General features: G+C 42.2%; 20 protein-coding genes and 2 pseudogenes. 14 read left to right on the forward strand and 8 right to left on the reverse strand.

Translation table 11 applies throughout. The features are described 5' to 3' along the window. Positions 1-5: 5 nt before the first annotated feature. Positions 6-1,205, forward strand: coding sequence for a CapA family protein (locus ASG89_RS25535; protein WP_057313817.1), 1,200 nt, complete (start codon positions 6-8; stop codon positions 1,203-1,205). Between the two features lie 52 nt (positions 1,206-1,257). Here the strand turns inward: ASG89_RS25535 and ASG89_RS25540 are convergent, their stop codons facing one another. Together ASG89_RS25540 and ASG89_RS36685 are read right to left on the reverse strand one after the other, a co-directional pair. Further along, on the reverse strand, positions 1,258-1,599 hold the full coding sequence (locus ASG89_RS25540; RefSeq protein ID WP_157276796.1) for a hypothetical protein: 342 nt from the start codon (positions 1,597-1,599) through the stop codon (positions 1,258-1,260). Positions 1,600-1,665: 66 nt separating this feature from the next. Beyond that, positions 1,666-1,839 carry a hypothetical protein gene (locus ASG89_RS36685; protein WP_157276797.1) on the reverse strand — a complete coding sequence of 58 codons (174 nt, stop codon included), beginning with the start codon at positions 1,837-1,839 and terminating at the stop codon, positions 1,666-1,668. 360 nt (positions 1,840-2,199) lie between these two features. Here ASG89_RS36685 and ASG89_RS25545 point away from each other — a divergent pair, with 360 nt between their 5' ends. The 5 genes from ASG89_RS25545 (at position 2,200) to ASG89_RS25565 (ending at position 6,619) form a co-directional block, all read left to right on the forward strand. Continuing rightward, entirely contained in the window at positions 2,200-3,249 is a 1,050-nt protein-coding gene (locus tag ASG89_RS25545; protein WP_057313819.1) for a multicopper oxidase domain-containing protein, read from the forward strand. A 20-nt stretch (positions 3,250-3,269) separates the two neighbouring features. After that, entirely contained in the window at positions 3,270-4,478 is a 1,209-nt protein-coding gene (locus ASG89_RS25550; protein ID WP_057313820.1) for a ZIP family metal transporter, read from the forward strand. A 33-nt stretch (positions 4,479-4,511) separates the two neighbouring features. Beyond that, on the forward strand, positions 4,512-4,697 hold the full coding sequence (locus ASG89_RS25555; protein WP_057313821.1) for a twin-arginine translocase TatA/TatE family subunit: 186 nt from the start codon (positions 4,512-4,514) through the stop codon (positions 4,695-4,697). 98 nt (positions 4,698-4,795) lie between these two features. Further along, on the forward strand, positions 4,796-5,458 hold the full coding sequence (locus ASG89_RS25560; protein WP_082593591.1) for a class I SAM-dependent methyltransferase: 663 nt from the start codon (positions 4,796-4,798) through the stop codon (positions 5,456-5,458). Between the two features lie 144 nt (positions 5,459-5,602). Next, the gene (locus ASG89_RS25565) at positions 5,603-6,619 is read left to right on the forward strand and encodes a Gfo/Idh/MocA family protein (protein ID WP_057313823.1); all 1,017 of its coding nucleotides are present in this window, start codon (positions 5,603-5,605) and stop codon (positions 6,617-6,619) included. 16 nt (positions 6,620-6,635) lie between these two features. Here ASG89_RS25565 and ASG89_RS25570 read toward each other — a convergent pair whose 3' ends face one another. Then, complete coding sequence (locus ASG89_RS25570; RefSeq protein ID WP_057313824.1) at positions 6,636-6,854, reverse strand: hypothetical protein; 219 nt, start codon at positions 6,852-6,854, stop codon at positions 6,636-6,638. A gap of 281 nt (positions 6,855-7,135) precedes the next feature. On the opposite strand from ASG89_RS25570, the gene ASG89_RS25575 reads away from it, so the two are divergent. From ASG89_RS25575 to ASG89_RS25600, 6 genes and pseudogenes are all read left to right on the forward strand, one after another. Next, positions 7,136-8,638 carry a spore germination protein gene (locus ASG89_RS25575; RefSeq protein WP_057313825.1) on the forward strand — a complete coding sequence of 501 codons (1,503 nt, stop codon included), beginning with the start codon at positions 7,136-7,138 and terminating at the stop codon, positions 8,636-8,638. A 17-nt stretch (positions 8,639-8,655) separates the two neighbouring features. After that, positions 8,656-9,837 carry a Ger(x)C family spore germination protein gene (locus ASG89_RS25580; RefSeq protein WP_057313826.1) on the forward strand — a complete coding sequence of 394 codons (1,182 nt, stop codon included), beginning with the start codon at positions 8,656-8,658 and terminating at the stop codon, positions 9,835-9,837. 21 nt (positions 9,838-9,858) lie between these two features. Then, positions 9,859-10,068, forward strand: coding sequence for a hypothetical protein (locus ASG89_RS25585; protein ID WP_057313827.1), 210 nt, complete (start codon positions 9,859-9,861; stop codon positions 10,066-10,068). Between the two features lie 32 nt (positions 10,069-10,100). Continuing rightward, on the forward strand, positions 10,101-11,246 hold the full coding sequence (locus ASG89_RS25590) for a GerAB/ArcD/ProY family transporter (RefSeq protein ID WP_057313828.1): 1,146 nt from the start codon (positions 10,101-10,103) through the stop codon (positions 11,244-11,246). Positions 11,247-11,281: 35 nt separating this feature from the next. After that, positions 11,282-12,579, forward strand: a pseudogene (locus ASG89_RS25595) (NCS2 family permease). Positions 12,580-12,735: 156 nt separating this feature from the next. Continuing rightward, the gene (locus ASG89_RS25600) at positions 12,736-13,722 is read left to right on the forward strand and encodes a phosphotransferase (RefSeq protein WP_057313829.1); all 987 of its coding nucleotides are present in this window, start codon (positions 12,736-12,738) and stop codon (positions 13,720-13,722) included. Between the two features lie 79 nt (positions 13,723-13,801). Here ASG89_RS25600 and ASG89_RS25605 read toward each other — a convergent pair whose 3' ends face one another. Both ASG89_RS25605 and ASG89_RS25610 read right to left on the reverse strand, forming a co-directional pair. Then, on the reverse strand, positions 13,802-14,983 hold the full coding sequence (locus tag ASG89_RS25605) for an NAD(P)/FAD-dependent oxidoreductase (RefSeq protein ID WP_057313830.1): 1,182 nt from the start codon (positions 14,981-14,983) through the stop codon (positions 13,802-13,804). 21 nt (positions 14,984-15,004) lie between these two features. Further along, a complete protein-coding gene (locus ASG89_RS25610; protein ID WP_057313831.1) occupies positions 15,005-15,436 on the reverse strand; it encodes a DUF1641 domain-containing protein in 432 nt (143 codons plus the stop codon). A 366-nt stretch (positions 15,437-15,802) separates the two neighbouring features. Between ASG89_RS25610 and ASG89_RS25615 the strand changes: the two genes are divergently transcribed. Beyond that, positions 15,803-16,411, forward strand: a complete 609-nt coding sequence (locus tag ASG89_RS25615; protein WP_057313832.1) for a transglutaminase-like domain-containing protein — start codon at positions 15,803-15,805, stop codon at positions 16,409-16,411. An 88-nt stretch (positions 16,412-16,499) separates the two neighbouring features. Then, the gene (locus ASG89_RS25620; RefSeq protein WP_057313833.1) at positions 16,500-16,859 is read left to right on the forward strand and encodes a hypothetical protein; all 360 of its coding nucleotides are present in this window, start codon (positions 16,500-16,502) and stop codon (positions 16,857-16,859) included. Between the two features lie 376 nt (positions 16,860-17,235). Here the strand turns inward: ASG89_RS25620 and ASG89_RS35830 are convergent, their stop codons facing one another. From ASG89_RS35830 to ASG89_RS25630, 3 genes and pseudogenes are all read right to left on the reverse strand, one after another. Then, positions 17,236-17,481: an IS3 family transposase gene (locus tag ASG89_RS35830; protein ID WP_082593592.1), complete on the reverse strand. Its 246-nt coding sequence runs from the start codon at positions 17,479-17,481 to the stop codon at positions 17,236-17,238. A 5-nt stretch (positions 17,482-17,486) separates the two neighbouring features. Then, positions 17,487-18,226, reverse strand: a pseudogene (locus ASG89_RS38725) (IS3 family transposase); the annotation flags it as partial. After that, positions 18,223-18,519 (reverse strand): transposase, encoded by a 297-nt coding sequence (locus tag ASG89_RS25630; protein ID WP_057313835.1) that lies wholly within the window; start codon positions 18,517-18,519, stop codon positions 18,223-18,225. The gene ASG89_RS25630 and the pseudogene ASG89_RS38725, both read right to left, overlap by 4 nt. Positions 18,520-18,596: the final 77 nt, after the last annotated feature.

Consider the following 18,596-nt stretch of genomic DNA (forward strand, 5'->3'; position numbering starts at 1 on the left):
TTGTCGTGTTAAAGCGAGCTGCTGCAATTGTTTCAACATTTTTATTGGCAAGCGGATGCTTAGGAAGTACGGCTACACCTAAAGATACAAGCTTGGATGCGAAACGTGCTACACCCCTTGTTCAGATGACTCCTCCCCCCATACAGCCATTTCATTCAACATCAAAGAAACAAGTAGAATCAGAAACCAAAGTCTCACAGGTTACGCTTGCTGCGATCGGAGATATCCTCATCCATGATAAAGTTTATATAGACGCTAAGCAGAAGGATGGGACGTATAATTTTAATCGTATTTTTGAAGGGGTGACGAACATTTTACAAGCTCCAGATATCCTTGTTGCCAATCAAGAAACGATGATTGGTGGCAAGGAACTAAGGCTTTCCAGTTACCCTGCATTTAACAGCCCTCATGAAATTGGAGATGCTTTGAAATTAGCCGGAGTGGACGTCGTTACGATTGCCAATAATCATGCGCTTGACCGAGGTGAGAAGGTGATTCAAAGTGCGCTCACCTACTGGGATACCCTTGGCATTCCTTACACGGGTGCATTTAAATCACAAGATGACCGCAACCATATTAGGACGGTCACACGAAATGAGATTACGTTTTCTTTCTTAAGTTACACCTATGGGACGAATGGAATATCAACACCTAAGGGGAAACCGTTCTTAGTAAATCGGATCGATGATTCGCAAATTCGTACAGATGTGGAACATGCCAAACAAATGTCGGATGTTATTGTGGTTGCAGTCCACTGGGGGAACGAATATCAACGATTTCCAGATGTCGATCAAACTAGTCTTGCCCAAAAGCTAGCTAACATGGGAGTTCATATCATCATTGGCAACCATCCACATGTCTTACAACCGCCTGCTTGGGTGGAAGGGAAGCAAGGACATCGAACGTTTGTTGTGTATTCTCTTGGCAACTTTCTGTCCGCGCAAATCAATTTGTATAAGCAAGTAGGTGGCATGGCAACGATTGACGTGTTGAAAACCACAATGAAGAATAGCCAGAAGATTGAGCTGATGAAGCCCAGCTTCCTTCCAACCTATACATATAGTCAGCGTGGACGTAACTTCCAAATTATTTCAATGGATAGGTTAAATAATGATCAACTTATTCATGCTAAAACTCACTATGAAATGATAAAAAAACATATGAGAACGAATATGCCCGAACTTCTCATTAAGTCATCTACATGAAAAATTAAAACCACCGCTCTATTAAAGAGGGCGGTGGTTTGCTTTTTGTCGATTACGATGAGGATTCATCCAAAGTAGTAGTCGCTTTTGCGAGATTCAGCTTCAAAGCAGCATTCTTTGCTGCTAATTCTTTGGCGATATCTTTTTGTAAACGATCACTAGTCTTAATCTCTTCGTTTAGTTTATTCACGCGTGACATTTTACTGCTCAAGTCACTGTGCGACTGGCTTAATTTCATATCTCGCCCAATCTGATTAATTTTGGCTTGCGCTTTTTCTTTCTTTTTTTTCTCGATAACCTGTTTGCTCTCAAGGTCCGCAATGTCTTTCTTTAACTGTGTAACAATTGGTTTCGTGAAGCTAATGGCCATTCCTACACCCCGTATCCATTTCATGTAGCTGAGACACTATTCTACTATAAATGGCTGCGTTATGCGAGAATTCCCCTATGATTCTGCTCGTTATTTCCATCCTTTTGCGGTTATGGTTTGCTTTTTGCGGCTAAAGAGCTTTTGGAATAAGCTTACTTGCTTTTTACGTCTGAGAGTGAGTCGAACACCTTCGATAAGCAGCAAAGACCTTAATGAATCGCGGCGGTTAAGCGTGTGTAATCTTTTAATAAACTGCTCGTCCATGTCGATCATCCTCCCAATGTGTGAACAATAGTTAAGAACCTCATCAACGCTAACTTTATTATAAATTCAATAGGCGAAAATATTTGTCAATCCGTAGGTGAGAATTAGGCTACTTTTGTCGAAAATGCATGTGAGTTTATGAAAATGGAAGTTGTCTTCTTCGTATGGGCTCAGGGTTTATTTGAAATGTTAGAATATTTTAATAAAAAGGTTTACTTTCGCCTACATTCAGCATATATTTAGATCACGGTGTTTCCTTGGGTAAACTTTTTGTCCCACTGGAAACTTTATTTTCGCCCGAAATGTTTCCCTAGGTAAAAAATATTGTAAACAAGCAATTTATAATAGGAGGTCATAGCAATGTTTCAGAAATCAGATAAAAAGCTATCGAGACGAAATCTTTTGAAGCTAGGAACGACAGGAGCGTTTGCTGTGTTAGGGAGTGCATTGTTAAATCCTTCCTCGTTATTCGGTAGACCACCGATCGCAAAAGCACAAGATAAACATGATATTCACCATGCCATGAAAGAGCAATTGCATGAAGGTATGAAGCATGGCTATGTCCCGAGCAATGAAGTAACGGAAGGGTTTAAAGCTGCGCAACATGCATTGACTGCATTTGATTATGGGAAAGTGAGCAAGCTTCCTGATGGTAGAACGCTTAGGGAATATGAGATCGCGGCCTATGAGGCCAATGTAGAGATTGCCAAGGGCATCAAATTTCCTGGATGGACGTTCAATGGGACAATACCTGGTCCAACAATCCGATGCACAGAAGGGGATGTCCTTCGTGTGAAATTTACCAATGGAACCCTTCATCCACATTCGATTCACTTTCATGGGATGCACCCGACGAATATGGATGGACTTGAATCTGTGCTTTCTGGAGATTCATTTACTTATGAATTTGAAGCGAAACCCGCTGGAATGCACGTCTATCACTGCCACGTGGCTCCCTTGGCAAGGCATATTCATAAAGGTCTCTATGGCAATTTCATCATTGACCCGAAGAAGCCAAGAGCTGCTGCCAAGGAATTCAATATGCTGATGAATGGTTACGATCTGGATCTCGACGGGGAGAATGAAATTTACACAGTGAATGGTTATGCTTTTGCCTATCAGCAGGAACCGATTAAAGTGAAGGTAGGGGAGCTTGTACGTATTTATTTAAGCAATCTGACTGAATTTGATTTAATTAATTCGTTTCATCTGCATGCGAACTTTTTCAACTATTACGCAACGGGGGCAGATCCTGAAGCTCGGCCAGCGTATACCGATACCATCATGCAATGCCAAGGTGAACGTGGGATTCTGGAAATTGTGTTTCCACTACCCGGGCGATACATGTTTCATGCGCATCAAAGCGAATTTGCTGAACTAGGTTGGATGGGATTCTTCATTGCTGAATAAGAAAGGAGGCGACGCACGATATGAGTATCAACGATCAAACCACTAAGCCATCATCTTCCTCTAAAATAAAAGTTATTCTTTGGGGCCTTCTGCCCTTGATTCTGCTAGTAGCCATTATTACTACAGTTGCAAAAGTAGGTACCGGGATTGAGAACGAACCGGCTGCTCCGATCGAAGTCTTGAATGTTGAGAAAATCACATTAAATGATGAAGGTATTCAAGTGAGAGTATTGAACTCGGGGCCAGAAGAAATAACCATCGCTCAAGTAGTCGTTGATGGCGCATTCTGGAATGCATCATTCTCACCTAGTGATACGTTAAAAAGATTCGAACAAGGCATGATCCATATCCCATACCCGTGGGTACAAGGTGATCCGCATGAAGTGAAGCTCATCACGTCGAATGGTTTGATTTTCTTGGGTGAAGTGGCAGCCGCTGCCGCTACGCCAGTAGCGAATGGAAAACTTTTCTGGCAATACGCATTAATTGGCTTCTATGTAGGTGTAATTCCGGTAGGGCTCGGCCTATTATGGTATCCATTTCTTCGTAGATTCTCGGTTAGAGGCATGCACGCGATTCTTGCGTTGACGGTTGGTCTGTTATTCTTCCTAGTCATAGATACCTTTGGTGAGGGCTTCGAGATGGCTGCAGAAGCGCCAGGCGTTTTCCAGGGCTCAGGGTTAGTGTGGTTCGGCGCCTTACTGAGCTGTTTATTCCTAATTGCTGTCGACCAATCGAATGAGCGCAAATTAAACAGTGAGTCTTATGCTGGCAAACGCGTAGCCAACAAAATCGCAACAGGCATCGGACTTCATAATTTTGGAGAAGGTCTTGCAATTGGTTCTGCTTTTGCAGTTGGGGAGGCTGCATTAGGGACTTTCCTCATCATTGGTTTCACCCTGCATAACATTACAGAGGGCGTTGGTATTGCAGCTCCACTGCTGAAAGATCGGCCATCATGGAAAACATTTGTCAACTTAGCCTTAATTGCCGGTGGACCTGCTATAATAGGTACATGGGCGGGTGGCTTCATATTTAACGATACATTAGCAGCGCTCTTCTTCGGTATCGGTGCAGGTGCGATTCTGCAGGTCATTTATGTTATTTCAAAAATGATTCTTAAAGAATCTGAGAAAAAAGGTCTATCTCCGGTATCTTGGTTAAACTTCAGTGGACTTACAGCAGGCATATTAATCATGTACGTAACTGCGTTAATGGTGAAATTTTAAAGTTTCTCAATGATAAGAAGGGTGGTGACTCACATGCTATCAGGTATTGGCATACCAGGTCTTATTGTAATCGTAGGTGTTGCGTTACTGTTATTCGGTCCAACGAAGCTTCCGCAGCTAGGTCGTGCCTTCGGAACGACAATCAAGGAGTTTAGACAAGGAACCAAGGGTTTGTTAGAAGAGGAAGAGACGAAAGATAAGCAGAAGGATACTCATTGATTAGGCTGAGATAACATAAGGCTGTCCAGAGGTAGCGTGAGCTGCATCGCTGGACGGCTTTTTGTTATTTGAAGAAATTTGCGAATTAAGAATGAAAAATGATTAAGGGATGGAGTGAAGAAATGAAGTCACTTGAACAATTTTGGAATGAATCGTATCAAAGGCCCGACCTCAAACCTACATTCGATAACTGGTTGGATAAATATTGGCAAGTTCACCTGTCGACTACTAGCAACGCAGATCTTATCGTTGATCTTGGATGTGGTGTCGGTAATAACGCCAAGTACCTTGTAGAACATGGACGATTGCCAATCGCTTGTGATATCTCCGAAGTGGCAATCCGTAAATTGAAGTCATTCCTACCGGATGTTCAAACACTTTGTTTGGATATGACGGAGGGGCTTCCTTTTCCTAACCATTCTGTACAAGTCTTGATCGCTGATCTCAGTATTCATTATTTCGATGAAGCGACTACCCGTGTAGTCATCCAAGATCTCCTTCATGTGCTGAAAGAAGATGGTATTTTACTTTGCAGGTTGAATTCAATCAATGAAATTGAGAATAAAGGTAATGTCACGCAAACGTCAGAGAAATATCTTCTGGAATCGGAAGGGATTTACCGAAGGTTTTTTGATCGAGAGGAGATCGAACGATTATTCGATAAAGAAAAGTGGACTTACCTACATATAGAGGAGTATGAAATGGATCGATATACGAATAAGAAGATGTTGTGGGAAATTGCATTGAAACCACGCGGCTAAGTGGAAAAGTCATGATAAAGCAATAAGTAGTCAATTTCCGCATGCACATGCTTAAAGGATTTGGTGTGGGATGGGCGAACCTCTACTATATACACTTGTAACATCGAGTTGAACCATTATTTCGAAGCAGAAAAGGAGATTCCAATGAAACAGATTGGCATTGCACTTATTGGTTGCGGGGCGATTTCTGGCGTACATTTGAAAGCCATTTCACAAATTCCGACAGCGAAACTAGTGGCCGTAGTTGACACGAACGCCGAATTAGCTGCTCAAACAGCTGAAACTTACTCCTGCGCGTATTACACCGATTATCTCGAGATGTTGCAAAATCCTGATATTGACGTCGTTCATATATGTACGGCTCATTACCAGCACGCGCCAATGGCGGTTGATGCGCTTCATGCTGGTAAGCATGTTCTAACAGAGAAGCCGATGGCTGAAACGAAAGAAGCTGCACTAACGATGTTACATGCAGCAGAAGCGAATCCGAATGTACAGCTTGGTGTTATTTTTCAAAATCGATATAACCCTGCCTCCCAGATCATGAAGAAAACGGCCCTATCAGGTGAATTAGGGAAGTTGCTTTGCCTTAAAGGCATTGTCACATGGAGCAGAGATGCCTCCTATTATCAAACAGAATGGAAAGGGAAATGGGCCACAGAAGGCGGTGGCGTCCTGATTAATCAATCCATTCATACGTTAGATTTACTGCAATGGATAGGCGGCGAAGTAACTAGTATTAAAGGAACAATGTCGACAGATTCACTTGAGGGTATTATTGAAGTAGAGGATACTGTTCATGCACACCTCACGTATCGAAGTGGAGCAACAGCTGTCTTTTATGCAACGAACTCTTATGGGGTGAATTCCCCTGTTGAGATTGAGCTTGTGTTTGAAAAAGGAAAACTCGTACTCTCTGGCGATACGTTGTATCGCGTGATTGATGGTGAGCAAACGATGATAACTTCACCGGAAACGACGAATCTAGGGGCCAAATCGTACTGGGGAATCAGTCATGGTACCCAAATCGCTGACTTCTATGATCATATATTATCGGAACGCAGTTATAGTTTGAATGGGCCTGAGGGCTTTAAAGCTTTTAATCTCGTTATGGATGTGTATGAATCTGCTAGATCAGGTAAACGAATTAGCTATCTGTAACTAGGAAGAAATGGTTCTAGGTTTCAGCTCGAAACACAGTCCCATCGTCGCGGAAATAAAAGGCAATCTCATCGGAAATCGTACTCATTCTAATGGTTTTCCGTGTGAATTCTTCAATGATTCCACGATCGACTTCACAGTAAACACCATGCTCATCTGTTTGCCACACGGATACCGTTGTTTGAGATAGCGCGGCTGTAAATAGATCTCCATCGGAAGTCAACGTCATCATCATGAGTATCGCCCTCTCCTTCGGTCGCCGCCGCATGGCGGCTGGCGGAATTGTCTGTACTTTTCCTAATCGTTCAGTTGTTACTTGAGTATATTCGCAGTTATCTACGAAATGCGAATGTAGCGAGATATGTTCTTATTCTACTATGTAATTCTAGTCGTTACCTTTTGGTAACGGCTTTTTGCTGTTTCGAACAAGAATTGGCCGAATCATTCAACACGGTTTATCTCCTAATTCAAATGGTCATAATGGGGAAGGGATGAGAATAAGGAGGGACTCACATCATGCCTGATGATGCAATGATTCCTATTGATCCGAATGTTGAAATAAACCTCGAACGAATCATGATGGATTTAGGTGGAAGCGACGATGTCGTCATTCGAGAGATACAGGATGATGGCACACTAATCTTAGCCGCCGCTGTTGTGTATATCGATGGACTTTCCGATACGGTTGCCATTAATACATATATTTTTGATGTGTTGAAAATGATGTTAAGGGATGTCCCCTATGAACCACATGGTGACAGGATGAATACAGAAACTCTTGCCAAAGAACTGTTGACGGGATTAGGCTGCATTCAAACTGTTGCAGATATGGCAAGTCTGTATGAAAATTTACTCTCAGGTGAGGCTATTATTTTATTTAATCAGCAGTATCACGCCTACCGCGCAGACATTCGTCAATGGAAGGGGCGTGATGTGACTGAATCCACCAACCAGACTTCCGTACGTGGTCCAAGGGAAAGTTTTACAGAGACTCTTCGTACCAACACCGCGTTAATTAGACGTAAAATAAAAGATCCAAGAATGTGGCTGGAGACGATTTCCGTCGGTCGAATAACGAAAACTGACGTAACGATTATGTACATGAATGGGATCGCCAAGCCATCCGTAATCGAACTCGTAAGGTCTAGATTAAGAGCAATTGATATCGATAGCATTCTGGACAGCGGTTATATCGAAGAATTAATCGAGGATAATAAATTTTCACTTTTTCCAACTATTTATAATACGGAACTCCCAGACACCACGGCCGCCCAATTATTAGAGGGTAAAGTGGCGATTCTCGTAGATGGTACACCGAATATTTTACTAGTACCAACACAACTCGTTACTTTTTTTCAATCTGCGGAGGACTATTATCAACGAGCCTACTATGCAACCCTTCTTCGTCTACTGCGATTTAGCACAGTATTCATTTCCTTGCTGTTGCCTTCCGTTTATATCGCAATAACGACTTTTCATCGTGATATGCTGCCAGCTTCACTGTTAATCGGACTAGCTGCTCAACGTGAAGGTGTGCCGTTGCCCGCTTTCGTTGAAGCGCTTGTCATGGAAGTGACCTTCGAAATTTTGCGAGAAGCGGGTCTTCGCATGCCTCGAGCAATTGGACAAGCCGTATCTGTCGTTGGCACACTTGTCATCGGGCAAGCTGCGGTAGAAGCGGGAATTGTCTCGGCAGCTATGGTTATTGTTGTTTCAGTAACGGCGATTTCAACCTTTACGTTGCCAGCGTATAGTATGTCTATTCCAGTGCGCCTACTTCGGTTTGTATTCATGGGGGCGGCGGCAAGTTTTGGGTTGTTCGGTATTGCCATGGGGATGTTTGTGTTATTGCTTCATTTGTGTGCTCTTCGTTCTTTCGGAGAGCCTTTTATGTCTCCATTTTCACCATACCGCAAAACAGATTTAGAGGATACGCTGGTTCGTTTACCGAGATGGCTTATGTTTAAACGTCCTGAGACATCACTCGATGAAGGCAGTGATAGAATACGTAAGCGGTAGCAAGGAGGCGCATTTGGTTGACATATAAATTAACAGTTATGATTCTTTGCTTACTTATACTGACTGGCTGTTGGAGCAGACGTGAATTAAATGAGCTGCTTATTGTCCTTGGCGTAGGTGTGGATTGGAAGGATGGCGAGTATTTGATGTCCTTCCAAGTCGTTAATCCAAGTGAAATATCCGCCCAGCGAAGAGGCGGGGATCGCCCACCTAGCACCATTTATCAGGGGAGAGGGAAAACTTTATTCGAGGCAGCGAGATCATTAACAGCGGAAGCACCGCGGAAAGTCTACATGGGACATTTGCAATTGTATGTCATTGGAGAGGAATTGGCGAAGCGAGGGATTAAAGATTTTCTCGATAATTCTTTCCGTGATAATGAAATGCGAATGGATTTTAATATCGTTGTCGCAAGAGGCATGTTGGCGGAAAATATTTTGAAATTATATACACCAGTTGAGAAATTACCAAGTTATAGCATGCAGCAATCCTTACAAACTTCACAAAAGTCATGGGCTCCTACTGTCGCTATGACATTGGATGAAACATTGAATAAGCTGTCTGGCAAAGGTTTCGAACTAGCGTTAACAGGTATCAAATTAATCGGGGACACTAGCATTGGCGACTCGAAAAAGAACGTAGAATATTTTCAGCCGCCTAGTCGATTCCGCTATACGGGTATCGCAGCTTTCAAAGAAGATAAATTAATTGGCTGGCTAGATGAGCAGGAAAGTAAAGGTTATACCGACATAACAAACAATTTGGATAGTACATCTATTGAAATTGCCTGCGGTGAGCAGAAATATATGGGGATTGAAGTTACATCCTCGGAAGCTAAATTGAAAGCAAGTGTACAGAATGGGAAACCTGTGATGAATGTGTCCATACGAACGGAAGCGAATATCGTGAGCAGACAATGCAGAGATATCGATTTGAAGGATCCTCAAGCGATCAAACGTCTGGAAGGAGAATCCAAACAAATCATACAATCACATGTGGAAGCGGTCGTTTCACGGGCTATGAAAATGAAATCGGATATAATCGGTTTTGGTAGTCAGCTCGGAAAGGATCAGCCTGCGTATTGGAAAGAAGTTAAAGATACTTGGAATGATGATATGTTTCTTCAAACAAAAGTTAATTACAAGATTGAATTGTTTATTAGAAAAACGGGTACAATTGGAAATTCAACTATGCAATAAGCAATGAGAGGTTGTTCATGGATGGCGTCTGTACTTACTGTTCTTGCATTAACTGCTGGTACGTTCTGGTTAGAAGCACCAAAACTCTTGCGTCACAATCATATACGTGAATTTATCATTTTCACTATGCTCCTGCTGATAGCAAGCGCTTCGTATGTCTTGCTAACATTAGAAGTTGTTTTACCGAATCCATTCATAATTGTTAAATGGATGGTCGGTTGGATTGTTTAAATTAAGCTGGATGCAGAGACAAGGAGGTCCAAATGAACACATTTGACAATGCTACCATTTCTGTACGCCAGTTTACGATCTTGATCATTCTTGGGGTTATTGGAGATTCAATTCTCATTATGCCTACCATCCTTGCGACATCTGCAAAACAAGATGCATGGTTGTCTGTATTGTTAGCCATCTTCCTTGGATTCGTAGTAGGAGGTATATTTGCTGGAATTGCGAACAAGCTTCGCAGGCGGAGACTTTTTAATCAAATTAGACTAAATTTAGGCGTTTGGATTGGAAGTTTGATTATCCTACTATTTCTGTTCGATTTCTATATGTGTTCGCTAACTTTGCTAAGTGAGATGAGTCAGTTTATGACAACGCAATTGATGCCAGAAACACCAATTAATGCGATCATTGCTGTATTCATTTTGGTCATTATTATCGCTTATAAGTATGGTGTTGAAGCATTTGCTCGAATGGGAGAGCTACTATTTCCTGTGTTTATGCTGTTATTCCTCATTCTCTTCGTTTTACTACTGCCCCAAGTGGAATATGCAAACTTGCGACCCATCGCATCAGAAGGAATTGGGAAAATTTGGAACGGGGCTTTATTGGCTTTTGCAACTGCATTTTCAGAAATGGTTATACTTCTCATGCTAGTATCCAATGTTACCGGTACTACATCTCTGACCAAACCCATTCTAACAGGTTATGCGATCGGAGGTGCTATTTTATTCATCATTGTCATTCTATGTGTGCTAGTGTTAGGTCCCAATTTAATGGAATCGAAATATTATCCGACTTTCGTACTCGCACAGAAGATAACGATAGGACATTTTTTGGAACGGTTAGAGGCGGTTATGGCTTTTCTATGGTTCATATCAGTGTTTTATAAAACACTGCTCCTCTTTTTCTCGTTAACCTCAGGCATTGCAGAACTGTTTCAATTGAAGGAGAGCCATATGCTGACAATACCAATTGGCATGCTGCTACTCGTGGGAACCGTTGCAGGTACGCCTAATATTATACAATATAATGCGATCCTAGAGTCCTCCTATTTTTGGTTCGACTTTGTTTTTAGTATTTCGATTCCCTTCATGTTGCTGATCTTATTTTATTTTCAAGATCTTCGTGATAAACGAAAGAAGGGAAAACAGAACGATCCATCGTTACTGCCGGAATCATGACACTAATTTATTAAAAGCAACTCAGGAGGACGACCATGGATCAACTTTTCAAATTAAAGGAGCGCGGGACTTCCGTAGTAACGGAAATATTGGCTGGTGTGACGACATTCCTCACAATGGTTTATATCGTGATCGTAAATCCAGGCATATTAAGCACAACGGGGATGGAATTCCATGGTGTATTCATGGCAACTGTGCTAGCGAGTATAGTAGCAACACTAATCATGGGTCTCTTTGCCAATTATCCGATTGTGATTGCACCAGGAATGGGATTGAACGCCTATTTCGCTTTTACTGTTGTGGGAGGGAATGGGGTTCCATGGCAAGTAGCATTAGGAGCTGTATTTATCGCAGGACTGTTGTTCATTGTGCTGTCGCTCACATCTTTTCGTTATGTATTGCTCGACGCGATTCCCGCTAGCCTTAAACATGCCATTACCGCAGGAATTGGACTCTTTATCACCTTCATTGGATTACAAAATGCAAAAATTATCGTAAGCTCACCAGCAACCTTAGTCACGTTAGGCAATTTGAGAGAGCCCATGACGGCACTTACACTGATCGGACTCATCATTTCACTTGTATTATTAGCCTATCAGGTGCGGGGATATTTATTCTTTGGCATGCTAATCACAGCCGTTCTTGCATGGATATATGGTCTATTGGCTTTACCAGATACCTTCTTGGCGGCTCCAACAGGTTTGGCGGCGACGGCTTTTTAACTTGATATCAAGGGTGTATTTACAAGTGGTCTATATGCAGTAATTTTCACATTCGTATTGATCACTTTATTCGATACGACTGGTACTATGCTCGGTGTAGCTGAGCAAGCGGGCCTACTCAAAGCGAATAAATTTCCTCGTTCCAGGGGTGCTCTTTTGGCCGATGCGGTTGGTACAACAACGGGGGCTTTATTGGGTACAAGTCCAACCTCAGCATATATCGAATCTAGTTCAGGTGTTGCAGTTGGTGGAAGAACAGGACTTACTGCCGTTATCGTTTGTCTCCTATTGGCGTTGACTTTATTGTTCTCGCCCATTAATGCAGTTCTCGCAAGTATACCGGCAATTACGGCTCCTACATTAATCAATGTTGGTTTTCTCATGATGAACTGTTGCGAAAAATTGAGTGGCAGGACCTGGAAGAGGCGTTTCCGGCATTTCTGATTGTTGTTCTGATGCCACTGACCTACAGTATTGCGACGGGTATTGGCATAGGATTCATTGTATATCCAATTCTCAAAGTTGTTCGGGGCAAAAGAAAGGATGTACATCCTATATTCTATCTATTTGCGGTTTTGTTCTTTGTTCAAATTGTATTTTTCACCCACTAACCATATGATAATATGTGGAAAGCAGGCGCCGCGGTGTCTGCTTTTTTGTGTTCCTAGCATCTCTCAATTGGGCAAGAATGATCCGCTTTCATACCATGACTTTGTGGACAAGGAACATAAACTATCTAGAACTACTATAGTGAGAGAGTGGTGCAGATGGGAAAAGGACTTCTCGCAGAGGTTGCGGTCAAATATGATTTGTCGATCCAACAAGTTGAACTCATTCGTAACACCTCACGTTCCTATGTCATGAAAATCACTGCACGCCAAGGCAATTATATTTTGAAAAGGATGCAAATGGATGAGTGCCGATTGCAGTTTATGGTGGATTCCGAAGACTTTCTTAGGTGCCGAGGAATCAACATTCCAACGATTTACCAGACAAATGAGCACAAGAATTACATGAAATACAAAGGTTGTTTCTATGTCCTTCAGCAATATATTTGCGCTGTGTCTTATCCACTGATTAACTTAGACAACGTAATTCGGTTAGCTGATTTACTGGGCAGAATGCATGTGATATCCAAAGCGTTTCAAGTTTCACATGGTCAAATTCGATGTGGGGCAGCTAAGTGGGAGCAAGAGTATGAAGAAACACTTTATTTTATGGGAATCTGGAGAGATAAGCAATCATGCGCTGAAGAACCGTGGAGCAATGCTGTGCTAAGCTATATTGATTTTTATATGAGAACAGGTGAATTTGTAAAAGAAAACGTTAAGCAACAGGCGTGTTGCATGGACTGGAGGGAAGTGCACACTCATCTCGTGCTAAGTCATCATGATTTTCATTCTCAGAATATATTACTGGATGAAGTAGGAGAGATTTATTTCATTGATTGGGAATTTGTTCGAATTGATTTGCCTTCCAGGGATCTGAATCGATTGCTATACGCCATGATAAAGAAGTCGAGAGCTTGGAATCATCGTGCTTTTCTAAAGGTGATGCGTGCTTATCTGAGAATGAACAAGTTATCTAAGCAAGAAATGAAACTGCTCTATCTTGATTTAGCATTTCCTCATAATCTGTGCCGCAATTTGATATGGGGCAATTTCAGCTGTATGACGGTGAACCAAATCAATGATCTCTTGCAAAAAGAAATGGAAAAGACCCAATATATGCTTGAGTCGTATCTGAAACTATAACTGCCAACAAAACTTTGAGAAAGTGGACATAACAAAAGATGCCCCACAAACCATATAGGCTGTGAGACATCTGAGTTATTTAATAGGCTAAAGCGAAGAGGCCATGAATATGCGAAAGGTAACGAACATTGCTTGCTTCTTTCATCAATGTAGCAGGTAAGCCCTTCAATTGTGTGTTCTTACCACCGATTGTTCCTACGCCATCTTTACGTCCTAGGCTGCCAAGTGTTCCAGAGAACACAGGAACGAATTTCTCCATAACGCCGCCTTTAAGTTGAACGGACAAATTGTAACCAACCGTTTCACCCATTTGCCAAGCTAGCTGTGCAGTAGGGGGGTATGGTCTTTCGCTGCCTTCAGGGAAAACAACCGCGCAATCACCTGCCAAGAAGATATCAGCGTGCGATGTGGATTGCAGTGTCGAGGTTACTGTCGCACGGCCGCGATCTTCTGCGATCCCGCAACTGCCGACTACTTGGTTACCTTTAACGCCGCCAGTCCAAATAATCGTACTTGCTTCGATCGTTTGTCCGCTTTTCAACGAAACCGAATTATTCGTAGCTTCTGTGATCGCAACACCTGTCAGGAACGTAACTCCTCGCTTCTCAAGGCTCGACACAGCACGCTCAATGAGAACTGGTGGGAATACAGGAAGAATGGATAGACCTGCTTCCACACAGTAAATGGAGATGTCATTGAAATCAATTCCTTTGGCGCGGCACACTTCAGGAAGCTTATCTGCGAATTCACCTACAAGCTCTACACCTGTTAAACCACCACCACCGACCACGATCGTTGCATCCGCTTTATGGCCAGAAGCTTTATAAGCGTCCAAGCGAGCTTCAACATGAGCACGGATCCGGTTTGCGTCAGAAGCTGATTTCAGTATTAAACTGTTTGCTTCCAGCCCAGGAATGCCGAAGTAGTTTGTTTCACTGCCTAGTGCAACAACTAGCGCATCATATTTATGAACGGCACCGCTGCTAGTTAGAACTTGCTTTTCATTTGGTTTAATTTCTTGGATCGTGTCAACAACGATATTGACATTTTTGTCACCAAGCAGTTTTTGAAGAGGGAGTGCAACGGCTTGCTCTTTAATCGTGCCGCCAGCTAATCTATGTAGCTCGGTAATAATTTGGTGTGTTGAGAATTTATTGATAATTGTAATGTTAGCTTCTGAAGAAGATAAATGTTTACGTGCGGTTAACGCAGTCAAGAGACCGCCATATCCGCCGCCAAGAATTAGTATTTGTTTAGCCATCGTTATCATCCCTTGTCCGGATTAATTTTTTCGTTCTGCGAGTACGTTCAAGAATGCTTGAGCAAATCGAAGTGTTTTCTGTACTTCAGGGTCCTTCAACATTTTCAACATACCGAATAGACCGATGGTTGTGCTAACGTCAGCCTGTGACCGTTCACCAGCTTCAATGGCTGCTGACGCGATGTTTTTTGCTTTTTCTTGTACAGGTTTTACGAACTCCCCAATACCTTGGGCAAAATCATTGATAAGTACTTTGTCAGTCGCCACGTTTTGTGCGAAATCGTACGCTTTCGTGAGCATATTAACCATTTCCGCTAGTTTAGGGAGATTATCCACTAGAAGTGTTAATGATTCTTGCACCTCGGGTTTCAGTAATTGGTCAAGTACGTCTAATGATTTGGGTTCAGCTACAATTGGAGCTGATAATTCTTGAACAGTTGATGTCTGTGACATATGACTTATCCTCCTTTGCGTAGAAAAAAACGTATTACATTATTCTACACCTTTTGACAATAAATTTATAAAGGCAGATATTTCAAATTGGTGAACAACTCCTATATAAAACGCAAATCGTCCTAGAATTCAGCAGGTCAAGGTGTTTTGATAACTAGAAAGCGCTCTCATTTGAGGAGGCTTATTATATTATTCTAGCTCCAGATATAAAACTTCGGCAAGGATGCAATACGTGATGAGCTTAAGACATCCCTTATGTTAATTGCACAAATAATGAATAAAATAGCCCGCTCGATGAATTGAATTTTTATACATGATATTGCATAATTATTATAGAATAGATGACTTTATTGAGGGGGATATACAATGGAATTGTTATGTGAAACGCCAGTAATCGAAGAATATTTAGTCGAATCGGAGGAAGTAAATTATAGCCACTTTACAATTAAAGAAAAGGCCGAGGAATTAAAAGCGGGATCACTAAACGAGATTGACTTTGTGAAGCGAGCTTTTGCTTTTGTCCGTGATAGCATTGCGCATTCTTGGGATATTCAAAGTTCTCGAATCACTTGTAATGCTTCAGAAGTCCTCCATTTTGCCGAAGGCATCTGTTATGCGAAATCGAATTTGTTATGTGCTATTTTAAGAAGTAAAGGTATACCAACGGGATTCTGTTATCAGAGACTTACATTGGGAGATACCCCTGATAGTGGCTATTGTGTCCATGCATTAAATGCTGTTTATTTACAAGCAATTGGCAAATGGATCCGTCTTGATGCACGTGGGAATAAAGCAGGTATCCATGCGGAATTCTCATTAACTGAAGAGAAGTTGGCATTTCCAATTCGTCATGAATATGGTGAAACTGATTATTTACACATTTATGCAGCTCCGAATCCAAAAACCATTCAATCATTAAAACAAAGTACTGATTGCATCTCCATGTATCTGCAAGGTCTGCCTACTTCTTTGTAATTAGGAAGTTAATCTGCAAAGGACTTTACTCATTTACATCGAATACAATAATTGTAAAAAATGCTGTAGATGAGGAAGGACGTTCTCGATGATATTAGGGATATTTATCTTGGTGGCCATTATAGGCATCATTGTTTCACTTGTTACAAGTGGCGGAGGCTCAAGTAGCGGGCGCCGCAGCTCGCAGTCGAATTTTAACAACCATACGAGCAGCATCAATGCCATTCAAATGGATAACCAAAATCAGCATCAATTGGATAACAATCATTCAGAAATTTCTTATGATTCGAATGGCACATCTGCAGACTACCAAAGTGATAATTCCAACAATAGCTTTACGGGGAGTACTGACAGTGGCAGTAGTTGGAGTTCAGATAGTGGTAGTAGCGGAGGATTTGACAGCGGCGGTGGTGGTGGCAGTGATAGCGGAACAAACAGCAGTACTTAGAAGAATCCTCAGGGGTTCTTTTTTGTTTTATACATCACATCGAGCTTTGCGCCAACTCGGCACATAATAGTACCTGATGAGGAGCAAACCGCGAGCCTTCGGTCGCAATAAGGCCCCAAAAGGGCCTTATTGCTCGCCGCGCGAGGTTGCACCTGGACTTTAGCGCCCTAAATAGGCGCTAAAGTTCCCGAAGAAGCGAAATCCGCGAGCCTTCGGTCGCCATAAGGCCCCAAAAGGGCCTTATTGTATCTGAGTCAATAGAGTGGACACAAAAAAAGCTAAGAAATCAGTTTCTGTTGTTTGTAAAACTGTGATTCAAACTTATCTGGAGACAAATAGCCATGTATCTGAGTCAATAGAGTGGACACAAAAAAAGCTAAGAAATCAGTTTCTGTTGTTTGTAAAACTGTGATTCAAACTTATCTGGAGACAAATAGCCGAGCTTGCTGTGCGTACGCTTCCGGTTGTAGAAGAACTCAATATACCAGTAGATTCGTTGGAGTGCTTCTTGGCGACTTTGAAATTTATATCTGTACACCAATTCCCGCTTGAGAATGCTGTGAAAAGCCTCTATACAAGCGTTATCGTAGCAGTTGCCTTTACGGCTCATACTACGAATCATATGGNAATTTATATCTGTACACCAATTCCCGCTTGAGAATGCTGTGAAAAGCCTCTATACAAGCGTTATCGTAGCAGTTGCCTTTACGGCTCATACTACGAATCATATGGTATTCTTTCAGCTGTTTTCGATATTCACTGGACGCATACTGCGATCCCCGGTCTGAATGATGGATAAGGCCCTTAGGYGGTCGTTTAGCTTCGTATGCTTGGTTTAAGGCGTCTAACGTCAGCTCCACGGTCATGCGATTGCCAAGCTGCCAGCCCACGATTTTGCGGGTAAACAAGTCAAGAACGCTTGCTAAATATAGGTTTCCTTGACGCGTGTGGATGTACGTGATGTCGGTAACCCATACTTGATTYGGTTTTGTACACACATCAAAATGCTGATTCAACCAATTAGGCGCAATCGGGTGGCTATGATTTGAATCTGTTGTTTGAACCTTGAATTTCGCTATAGCTTGTGAGCGTAAGCCCTTCTCTTTCATGATCCGTCCAACCGTTTTGACAGCGACTTTGAAACCTTTCTTTCTCAGTTCCTCGGTAATTTTAGGACTCCCGTAATTCCGATCCGATTCCAAGTACTCCGTTTCCACCTCTTTAGCCAATGCTTCTCTGCGCTTTTTCCGCTCACTCGGAGGTGTGTTTCGCCATTTGTAATAGCCGCTCCTGGATACACCTAGTACGCTGCACATCTTCTCAACTCGAAATGTTGAACGGTGATCATCAATGAACTTGAATTTCACTTCGGGTCTTTGCTGAAGATGTGCAGCGCCTTTTTTAAGATGGCGAGTTCTTCCTCAAGGTCTTGGTTTCGCTGCTCCAGGTCTTTCACGATCTGATCATGGCTACGCAGATTCCCACTACCCACGAAGGGCTCATCTGGAAATTGGCGATATTTACTTACCCAGCTGCTCAACGTCTTCGCTGGAATGTTCAGTTCGTTAGCAATATCTGGGATCGATTTACTATGCTGTTGAATGTACTTAACCGTTTCCTCTTTGAACTTTTGATTGTAACGTTGGCGGAATTCACTCATCTCGGACACCTCGTAATTTGGATAGGTCTATTATCTAACTCCCCAATTCGTTGTGTCCACTACTAAGTCTAAATTCA

This window comes from Paenibacillus sp. Soil766 (genome assembly GCF_001428105.1).
In the GTDB taxonomy this organism is placed as follows: Bacteria; Bacillota; Bacilli; order Paenibacillales; family NBRC-103111; genus Paenibacillus_E.